Below are 10,226 nucleotides of genomic sequence, written 5' to 3' on the forward strand. Positions count from 1 at the left end.
ATGCTTATGCGTTGGGCCGCAGGCCCATGCGAGCCGGCCAGGTGGCAAAGGGGCCATGCTGCAGCGTGTCTAGCTTCAAGCGCGTGGCGCAGTTGATGCTGACATGGCGAGAGAGAAATCTCTCGAGCACCGCACCAAACAGCCAAGGGCTGCTGCCACCAAATTTGGACTGGTCGATCACCACCTGGATGTCGACACCGCGGCCAAAGAGAATAGGGCCAGGCTGGAGCACCCTGACATGCATGGGAGAGACGCGCATGGACGAGACGGAGTCGGCTTGCTGCACGCCTTCCTGCTGGCTCAACAGTGCATACAGGTTCAGCAACTCACGCATGACTTTGGCCCCTTCCTCCGGACTGGAATCGGTCAGGGTCTGGAAGTTCAGCTGCAGGTGGCTGAGCAGCCGCCATGTCGCGCGCATCTCGGCGATGGCAGGCGTGGGCCTGCTCAGACTTGTCAAGAGCTCCACTTGTTTTACCGGTGCTGACACCGTCAACTGCAGTTGACGCTCTCCCGATGCGCTGATCAGCAATGCCAAATCCCTGTTGGTGCACAGCATGTCTGGCGCAATCCGGTGGAGTGCGTGCGGGTAGGGCGTGTCTTGTCGGTCGACGAGCTGTGCAAAGACCTCGCTGCCTGTATAGCCTGTGCGTGGGCCATGCCTTTTTCCGATTTCCGAGAGTTTGCGAGGTTCTCTTCGCAGCGAAAAATAGGCCTGCGCATGGGACTGCTGGAGCGCACCCAGCGTTTCATAAATGGGCAGAAAAGTCTGGACTTCTGTGTTGTCGGCGGAGAAGCCATGTATCGCCGATACCGAATAGACCTCATAGTCCAGCGGCCGTGTCCTGTCGCCCACCAGGTGGTGCTCGTAGTGGGCCATCGATATGTCGATGCGGTCCCCGCGCTTGGGAAAAAGGTTGATGACGGGGGTGCAAAACAGCTGAAAGCTATCTACATCGACGACTTTTTCCAGCGCCGTGGCGCTGCGGTCAAAATAGAAAACGAGCCTGAACTGTGTGGCTGCCACCCGAGCTAGAAGCGGGGCCAGGCCCTTGATATTGAAGAACCGGTAACGATCCGGGCAGGCGAAGAATTCTTGCAGCATGCGATAGCCGCTGAATCCTTGCGAGCCATAGGGAATCAGTGCCTCCTGCGCTTCAAACCCCATGCCTTCGATCTGTGCTGGCGACAGCCAGACTTGTTGCGCTTGACCGCCCTCGTTCCACTGAAGGGCCGCGCCGGCCCTGCGGCCACAGATGAGCTCCAATACCAAGAGTGCTCGCTCCAAGGGGCCGCCAATATAGATGGGTAGCCGGTCAAAGCCCGATTGGCTCATTGGCCGCCCGTCCGTGCTGCCGAGTGCCAGGTGCAAACTGCTGGCCACCTTTTTGTTGCTGTGGGGAATGCGCACGTCGCTGGCGCTGCCCTCCATCCAAGCCTGCTCGATGGCAATGGGGAGCAGCTCAACATCATGCGCAGTTCGAAACTGGCACGCCGTTACCTGGCCTGGAGAGACGGGTGCCCTAAGGAGCGTATGGCGAGGCACCAAAAAGGGCCCAGTAAGTCCGCTATCGGCCTTGCCCGGGTGCATGCGCACAATGCCCATGGCGGGCGTTGGCGCCAGATAGTGGGGGTAGATCAGTTCGAGCAGGCGCTGGGAAAACCGGGGGAACTCCGCATCCATCTTCAACTGGATGCGGCCGGTCAGCAGCGCAAAGCTCTCCAGGAGGCGCTCGACAAACGGGTCCGCAATGTCGGTCCCCTTGATGCCAAGACGCCCTGCGATTTTGGGGTGTTCTTGCGCAAACTCTTGTCCCAGCTCGCGCATATAGGACAGCTCGCGGTTGTAGTAATCGAGCAGGCGGGGATCCATCAGTTGTCTCCTAATTGATCCAGCAGCGATACCGAGCCGGTCTCCAGATCGATACTTGATTTAAGCAGCATCTCAATCGGGTAGGGATAGGCCCAGATCTGGCCGCGAATCTCAAACACCACGGTGTTGTGGGCCGCCTCATTGTCTGAAGACACAATGGCCCGCACAGCGAGGGTACTGGTCATCACACGGGGTTCAAATAATGCGATGGCACTGCGCATCTCATCTTCGAGCTCACCGAGTTTGACATCGGATGCGCGCTTGCCTGAGAACGCCGGCAGCCCATAGTTGAGCGTCGATTGCCGGACCTGTGGGAACTCTTGAAATGCGGCATCCGAATCGGTGTTGGTGGCATTCAGCAGCCAGGACAGGTCACGCAAAATAATCTGGCGCAGTTGTTTGCGAGAGACAACTATCTCCGACAGCGTGTCGTTCTGACGCTGGGGCGCGTGGTCGGTGAGCCGATCCAAAAGCGTCGGAAGCAGGTTGTCGGCATTGCCGTGGCTGGGAAGCGAGGGGTCGTCCTGGCGCATAGATTGAACCGCTCTCAGTCCTCTGGGGCGCTGTCGAGATGGATGGCGCGCGTATCCAAAAGTGAGGCATCACTGGTGTCTGTGGTCAGGACCTTGACCCCCTGTCCACGCAGAAGATCGCCCTCCATGGGCGTCCAGGTCGACGCTCTGGACTGCAGATGCCCATCTTCTGCCTGCCCGTCCAGCAGTGGGTACCGCGTTGGCAGCAGCATGGCGTGGTGCCCCTCATTGACCAGGGTGATCTGCGCGGGGAGCCAGACCAGGTCGCGGAGGTCAACGGGGGCGTCAATCGTGATGTCTCGGATGGCTTCAAATGGCAGCCAGTAGTAGTCGCCATTGACAAACACCTCCAGCACCGGACCTAAGCGGGAATCGGTGTCAGCAATCCAGCCAAAAGGCTGGTCATCGAGCCGGCCGGCCACCGCGCTTGCCTGGTCAAGGGCTTGCAGCCGAAGTTCCAGCGCTTGCTGAGAATGGCCTTGGCCATCTGCTTGCAGCGCCTCGATCAGGTAGCTGATCCACTGCAGCGGTTGGCCCAGCACATGGGGTGATTTTTTCCCCTTGAATACCTCTTCACGCACCATTTCTGCGCGGATGGCGAGGCGATAGGCTTGCGCCATCATCTTGTGCGACGCGTTCAACTGAGCTGCTACCTGCAGTTGTGCCAAGGCCTTTTGCCACCAACCCTGTTGAACATACAGCTGAAAAAGATGGATGCGTAGCTTGTCGTCAGAGGGCGTTTGGCGGATGGCACCCTGAACCTGCGAGACTTTTTCTACAAGCGATAGTTCGGACATGGTGGGGATGGATAGGGGAGACAGGATAAGAAAAAGAGGGGCATATAGCCCCTCCATTGAGCGCGCGTGCCAGCTGCTCAGACCTTTTGGTTGAGCTTGACGTTGTAGCCCGCGGTGACCGCGCCACCCATGCTGCCCTTGCTGTCCTGGCCCTTGCCGGTGACGGTGACCTTGGCAAAGTTGAAGCCGCAGTCGAACATGGGTTCAGTCGATTCAGCACCAGAGAGATTCAGAGACGAGATGATCACGTCTTCCATCTTGATGTTGAGGAACTCTTGCTGTTCGCCGCCCGCCTTGCATGCGGAGATCTCGACTTTTCCGATGTGTTCACCGGTCGCACACTTTTGCATCAAGGTGGCAAAGCACTTGTCAAACTTGCCGCGAATGGTGATGTCTTGCCACTGGGCCTTGCCCGAGCCACCGCCACCGCCGTAGGCAAAGGCACCGGCATTGGCGACGCCGCCCGCAAGCGCTTCGACATGGATCCATCCCTGGTGCTTGGCGTCTTGCGACTCTCCATCCACACCATCGATCTTGCAATAAATATCAACAATACCGCCCAGGCGCTGCTCTGGCGCGACATTGGCAACTGGGCTGTTCAAACGATTAATGGCCATCTCTCAACCTCCAATACTTTGGTTAATAACTGCTAGTGGGAAAATTATTGGGTTGCTGCCTGTTTGACGGACGGCAGCTTGGATACCAGCCTCAAGGAGACGGTGAGGCCTTCGAGCTGGTAGTGGGGGCGCAAGAAGAACTTGGCGGTGTAGTAGCCGGGGTTGTCTTCAATCTCTTCCACAATCACTTCGGCGGCTGCCAAAGGCTTCATCGCTTTGATGCCTTCGGAAGAGTTGGCCGGATCACCATCGACATAGTTCATGATCCAGTTGTTGAGCCAGCGCTCCACATCGTGGCGCTCCTTGAAGGAGCCAATCTTGTCGCGCACGATACACTTGAGGTAGTGCGCAAACCGGCAGCAGGCAAACAGGTAGGGCAGCCGTGCAGACAGATTGGCATTGGCTGTGGCATCCGCGTCGTAGTATTCAGCAGGCTTTTGCAGGGACTGGGCGCCAATGAAGGCCGCTACATCACTGTTCTTGCGGTAGACCAGGGGCATCAGGCCGTTCTTGGCCAGCTCCGCTTCGCGCCGGTCACTGATGGCAATCTCGGTGGGGCATTTGATGTCCACGCCGCCGTCGTCGCTTGGGAAGATATGGACGGGCAGATCTTCCACAATGCCGCCAGATTCCACACCGCGAATGGAGGTGCACCAACCGTAGTACTTGAACGAGCGATTGATGTTGGTCGCCATCGCATAGGCGGAGTTCGACCAGCAGAAATTATTGTGGCTGGCCCCTGCGGTGTCTTCTTCAAAGTCGAACCCGTCCACCGGATTGTCTTTGCTGCTGTAGGGCAGGCGCGCCAGGTAGCGCGGCATGGTCAAGCCGAGGTAGCGCGCGTCGTCGGAATCTCGCAGGGCGCGCCATTTGATGTACTCGGTATTGCCAAAAATCTTGGTCAGGTCGCGGGGATTGGCGAGCTCCTGCCACGATTCCATCTGCATCAGGCTGGAATCTGCGCCAGATATAAACGGGCAATGTGCAGAAGCCGCAATCTTGGACATCTCGGTCAACAGTGCGACGTCCTGGGGATTGTGGTCAAAAAAGTAATCGCCTACCAGGCAGCCAAACGGCTCACCACCGAACTGGCCGTACTCGGCCTCATACACCTTCTTGAAGATGGGGCTCTGATCCCACAAAATGCCTTTGTGGCGCTGTAGCGTTCTGCCCAGTTCCTTCTTGCTGATATTGATGACCTGAATCTTCAGCGTCTCATCCGTCTCGGTGTTGTTCACCAGGTAGTGCAGGCCGCGCCAGCTTCCTTCCAGACGCTGGAAATCTGCGTGGTGAATGATCTGGTTGATCTGCTCGGAGAGCTTTCTATCGATCTCGGCGATCATTCCTTCGACGGTCCGGTACGCATCGCCAGAGATGATGTTGGTGTTGGCCAATGCGTGCTCGGCCAGGGTTCGCACTGCCGACACCACCGCCTCTTGTGCTTGGTCTGTCTTGGGCTTGAACTCCTTGCTGAGCAGTGCTGCAAATTCATTGCTCTCCAACACGACGGTCTGGTCCAGGCCTTGCTTTTCAGTGATCGCCATACTTCGTCCTCTCATTCTGTGCGGCTATGCAGCTTTGTTTATTGCGCTTGGTTGGCTGGCGTATCAGGGGGCAGGTTCGGGGTGGAAGAGAGCGCTTTCATCAGCGCTGGATCGGCCAGCACCTTGGCAATCAGGTCTTCGGCACCAGACTTGCCATCCATGTACGACAGCAGATTGGCCAGCTGCGTGCGCGCTTCCAGCAACTTGCTGAGCGAGTCCACCTTTTTGGCGACGGCATCGGGCGAGAAGTCATCCATGCTGTCAAAGCTGATGTCGATGGCCATGTTGCCTTCGCCCGTGAGGGTGTTGGGCACCTGAAAGGACACACGTGGCTTGATCGCCTTCATGCGGCTGTCGAAGTTATCGACGTCGATCTCGAGAAACTTGCGATCAGCGATTTCCGGCAGAGGCTCTGCCGGCTTGCCAGATAGATCGGCCATCACACCCATGACAAAGGGCAGCTGAATTTTTTTCTCAGACCCGTAGACCTCCACGTCGTACTCGATCTGAACGCGCGGAGCGCGATTGCGCGCAATGAATTTTTGTCCGCTTTTGCCCCGTGCAGCCAGGCGCTGCTTGATGTTCATGCTCGTTGTCATACCGTAGCTCCGCAGTGATAGATCGACCAAAAACTATCGATAGCTATTGGTGATTGATGTTGCAATGTTCATTAGTTTACTTAAAAATTGCAATTTAAACGTCGTCTATCGTCAACAGTTTTTCAAAACTTTTTGACTATCATTGACTGAACTTTTTGTGGCCTCGCTGAGCAGCACGCGACGCAAGAGGCCGAAGAAATGGATAGCAAAGCTTTGAGGAGTCTGGGTACATGAACCGCACTTTCGTCGTCCACAGCCCACTGGGCGATCAATTGGAATTTCGCTCGATGGAGGGGACAGAGCAGATGTCGCGTCTGTTCGGGTTTCGTGTACGTCTGTTGAGTCAAAGCGCGTTCATCGATGCCAAGAGCTTGCTGGGCAAGGACATGAGCGTTGAAGTTGATCTCACCACAGAGAAGAACGGTCGGGGCAAGCGGTTCATCTCCGGGCAGGTGACCCAGTTCACCTACGTGGGGCGCGACGGCGACTACTACCTGTACGAGAGCATCCTGCGTCCATGGCTGTGGCATGCCACACGGCGCTCAGACTTCAAGATCTTCCAGTTCAGAAAGGCCCCGGACATCATCAAGGAGGTGCTGGGCAAATATGGCTTCTCCATCGAGGACAAGCTGACAGGCGCGTACCGGGAGTGGCCCTATATCGTCCAGTACGGTGAGAGTGATTTCAACTTCGTCTCGCGCCTGCTGGAGCTGGAAGGCGGCTACTACTACTTCAGCCACAGCCAGGGCAGCCACACACTGGTGCTGGCCGACGATATCGGCGGCCACAGTCCTTTGCCAAACGGCCCGAGCACGCTTTCATACTATCCAGAAACGCGGGCCGCGCATGTGCATGACGAAGACTTCATTGATGGCTGGTCGTTTGCAGAAGACATCGCCTCGGGCAACTTTGCTGCCGATGACTATGATTTTGAAAAGCCCAAAGCCTTGCTCGATACCCGGCAGCAGCAGCCTGCAGGTCACAGCGAAGACAGCCGTGAACTTTACGAGTGGCCCGGTGGCTATACCGAGTTTGGGGATGGCGAGAACTATGCGCGCATCCGCATCGAGCAACAAAAGGCGCAACGCGAAATAGCCCAGGGCGAGGGCAACGCCCGCAACATCGCGCCGGGCTATCTTTTCACGTTCAACAAATACCCCAGAGCGGACCAGAACAAGGAGTACCTCATCGAATCGGCGCACTACCGGTTTGAGGAGAACGTGCGCCGCAGCGATGGTGCCGGGGGCTCGGGTGGCGGCAAGCGAGGTGGCGCGGACAGTGGAACTACCTACCGCATCCGCTTTGCCGTGGTGCCCAAAAACACCGCTTACCGAAGCCAGCGCCTCACCCCAAAGCCCCGCACCACGGGCCCGCAAACCGCTGTCATCACCGGCCCTGCAGGGGAAGAAATCTACACCGACAAATACGGCCGCGTCAAAGTGCAGTTCCACTGGGACCGGTATGGCAGTTTTGATGAGAACTCCAGCTGCTGGATACGCGTCTCCCAAACCTGGGCGGGTGCCAACTACGGAAGCATGCACATACCGCGCATCGGACAAGAAGTCATCGTTGATTTCTTGAATGGTGATCCGGACTACCCCATCATCACCGGCCGCGTCTACAACGCCATGCAGATGCCACCCTGGGACTTGCCGGCCAACAAAACCCAGTCTGGCATCAAAACCAATTCCAGCAAGGGTGGGGCGGCCGGCGCCGGAGAAAAGAACGGCCCGGGTGATGCGAACGCGCTGCGCTTTGAAGACAAGGCGGGTCAAGAGCAGCTATGGCTGCATGCACAAAAGGACCAGCTCACCGAGGTCGAGAACGACGAAGACAAATGGGTGGGTAATGACCGGCGCAAGGTCATTGATCGCGACGAGTTCAACACCATCCACCGAGACCGCAGCGAGGTCGTAGACCGTAACGAGAAGATCAATGTGCACGGCTGGCGCAAGGAAGAGGTGGATCTCGATGAAACGCTGACGGTTCACCAAAACCGCAAAAAAACCATCGACAAGAACGAGACCGACGTCATCAAAAAGAAGTGGGACATCACCGTCGGCCAGATTCGTATGGAGAAGGTGGGCATGCTCTCGACCTTCAACGTGGGCATGGTCCATTCCGAAAACGTAGGCCTGTTCCATAGCTCCATTGTCGGTGGCAAACGGGTCGAAGTCAGCCTGGTGGACAAGACCGAGGTTGTCAATGGGCCTCGCACCACCACGGTCAAAAGCGACACGGTCAAGGTGGAGGAAACCCAGGAGGTCAGCGCCAAACGCATTGTGCTCAATGCCACGGAAGAAATCTTGCTGGTCTGCAAGGACAGCAGCATCACGCTGACGCCCAAGATGATCCAAGAGCTGGCCAGCATGATTTATCTCAACTGCAAACCTTAAGGCCAAGCATGACAAAAGCGATCGTGGAGCTCGCGCATGTCGACAGAGGCATGTACGCAGCCAGACTTGAAGACAGCGACCAATATGCCGTCTTCGAAATTTTCGACGCTTGTGTTCCCGATCTGGGTGATCTGTTGGAGCACGGTGCCTTTGGGGCGACCGGCAATCAACTCTACATGGACATCAGCAAAGGCAGCGTTATCGAAGTAGTTGCCAAGGGACTGTATGGCCTGGGTGGCGCCAAGCGCGCCTGCCTTTTATAAGTTTTAAGAAATCACAGGAAGCAAAACATGACAGGAAAACCCGCAGCCCGCATCGATGACAAGGTCAAATACGCACGCATCGTCACGGGCTCGCGCACGGTCCTGATCGGCACCCAAGGCGGGGTGGCTTGCTCGGTTTGCCCGGGCGGCAAGGCAGAGAGTAAAGATAGTGGCAAGGCCGTCGGCAACCCCGTCAACCCGCAGCTAGGCGCCAAGGTCCTGTCCGGCGCTTCTGACCTGGACTTTGCGTTGCCCGGCGCCATGCCGCTCGTCTGGCAGCGCCAGTACAGCAGCTACGTCAATGCCGAGCAAGGCGGCTACTGCGGCATGCTCGGTTACGGCTGGGGCCTGCCGATGGAGCTGCGCCTCTCCATGCAGGCAAGCGCCACCTTGCTGCACGACAGCCAGGGCCGCACCATCACCTTTGATGCGCTGGCGCCGGGCGAGTCGATCTACAGCGCGAGCGAAGATATCTGGCTGCTGCGCTCAGGCATGCACGCCGGTGGGCTTTCGCAGGAGTTGGCAGCGATGACGGGGGCTGCAAGATTCAGTGCAGAGGCACCGCACAGCGCAAACGCAAACGCAAAGCAGCTCCCGGGCCAAGCCCCGCTATGGTGGCAAGGCCGCTTTGCCTGGATTCGGCGCGATATGGCTTGCAGTGATCTGCTGGTCTTTGCCTCGACGGGCAACGGCGACACCGTCTGGGTGTTTGCGCCGGCCAACTGGCAGCAGATCGAAGCGGCGCGTGCGGCCGCGCAGGCGGATGCGGCTACGGGCAATGCGGCGAAGGCGAAGACGGCAGCAGTTCCTTCATCTGCACCCGATCCTGACCCAAACTGGATCTTGCTGGGCAAGATAGACCGCCTGGACCGCAAACAGCGCTACCACTGGTCAAAGGTGCTGGGCCAGGAACGCATCACCGGCATTGACGATGGCGTGGGCCGCCACTACCAACTGCACTACCAGCAAATCCTGCCCGCCCAGGATGCCCAGCATTACCGGCACAAGGATGGCACTCAAGGCAGCCACTTCTTCTGGCAGGCCGACAGCGGCGTGCGCCTAACCAGCATCCGCCTCGCCCGCGACCCTTCCGCCACCGAACACACAGAATCCCTCCCCCAAACCATCACCCTGGTGCACTACAGCTACAGCGCCCAGGGTGATTTGCTTCAGGTGCAAGACCGCCACGGCCAGGTCACCCGCCGCTTTGCCTGGCGCAACCATTTGATGGTCTTTCACCAAGAGCGCAGCGGCCCCGAACACCACTACGCCTACGACCGTTATGAACCGGGCGGCCAGGCGATTGCCCAGCGCAACCAGGAAGGCCTGGACTACCAGTTTGCCTACCAGGTGCTCCCCGAAGCGAACGGCCAGCCGCGCAGGGCCTGCGTGGTCACCGACAGCCTGGGCCGCGTAGACCGCTACATCTTCCAAGGCGAGGCGGGCCTGGCGCGCCTCGTAGAACACCAAAGAGCGGATGGCAGCACGGTGCAGCGCAGCTACAACCAGTTTGGCCACCTGACCAGCGTGACCGACCCGCTGGGCCGCAGAGTCAGCATGCAGGTGAGCCCCCTGGGCCAGCTCCTGTCCACCCAGGGCCCGGG

Annotated in this window: 9 protein-coding genes; 3 read left to right on the forward strand and 6 right to left on the reverse strand. The window is 58.3% G+C overall.

Annotated elements, in window-relative coordinates:
• Positions 1-4: 4 nt before the first annotated feature.
• From tssF to tssB, 6 genes are all read right to left on the reverse strand, one after another.
• The gene (gene tssF / locus WH367_RS23390; protein ID WP_339537898.1) at positions 5-1,873 is read right to left on the reverse strand and encodes a type VI secretion system baseplate subunit TssF; all 1,869 of its coding nucleotides are present in this window, start codon (positions 1,871-1,873) and stop codon (positions 5-7) included.
• On the reverse strand, positions 1,873-2,406 hold the full coding sequence (gene tssE / locus WH367_RS23395; protein ID WP_339537899.1) for a type VI secretion system baseplate subunit TssE: 534 nt from the start codon (positions 2,404-2,406) through the stop codon (positions 1,873-1,875). The genes tssF and tssE overlap by 1 nt, the downstream gene beginning before the upstream one ends.
• 14 nt (positions 2,407-2,420) lie before the next feature.
• Positions 2,421-3,203 (reverse strand): type VI secretion system accessory protein TagJ, encoded by a 783-nt coding sequence (locus WH367_RS23400; RefSeq protein ID WP_339519613.1) that lies wholly within the window; start codon positions 3,201-3,203, stop codon positions 2,421-2,423.
• A 77-nt stretch (positions 3,204-3,280) separates the two neighbouring features.
• On the reverse strand, positions 3,281-3,820 hold the full coding sequence (locus WH367_RS23405; protein WP_312989591.1) for an Hcp family type VI secretion system effector: 540 nt from the start codon (positions 3,818-3,820) through the stop codon (positions 3,281-3,283).
• A 44-nt stretch (positions 3,821-3,864) separates the two neighbouring features.
• A complete protein-coding gene (gene tssC, locus WH367_RS23410; protein ID WP_312989592.1) occupies positions 3,865-5,364 on the reverse strand; it encodes a type VI secretion system contractile sheath large subunit in 1,500 nt (499 codons plus the stop codon).
• 38 nt (positions 5,365-5,402) lie between these two features.
• Positions 5,403-5,963, reverse strand: a complete 561-nt coding sequence (tssB, locus tag WH367_RS23415; RefSeq protein ID WP_339519616.1) for a type VI secretion system contractile sheath small subunit — start codon at positions 5,961-5,963, stop codon at positions 5,403-5,405.
• A 230-nt stretch (positions 5,964-6,193) separates the two neighbouring features.
• Here tssB and WH367_RS23420 point away from each other — a divergent pair, with 230 nt between their 5' ends.
• From WH367_RS23420 to WH367_RS23430, 3 genes are all read left to right on the forward strand, one after another.
• Positions 6,194-8,359 (forward strand): type VI secretion system Vgr family protein, encoded by a 2,166-nt coding sequence (locus WH367_RS23420; protein ID WP_339537900.1) that lies wholly within the window; start codon positions 6,194-6,196, stop codon positions 8,357-8,359.
• 8 nt (positions 8,360-8,367) lie between these two features.
• Positions 8,368-8,622 (forward strand): hypothetical protein, encoded by a 255-nt coding sequence (locus tag WH367_RS23425; RefSeq protein ID WP_339537901.1) that lies wholly within the window; start codon positions 8,368-8,370, stop codon positions 8,620-8,622.
• Between the two features lie 27 nt (positions 8,623-8,649).
• Positions 8,650-10,226 (forward strand): RHS repeat domain-containing protein (locus WH367_RS23430; protein WP_339537902.1); only part of this gene is annotated, 1,577 nt, incomplete at its 3' end.

This window comes from Comamonas sp. MYb21 (assembly GCF_037479395.1).
Lineage (GTDB): Bacteria > Pseudomonadota > Gammaproteobacteria > Burkholderiales > Burkholderiaceae_C > Comamonas.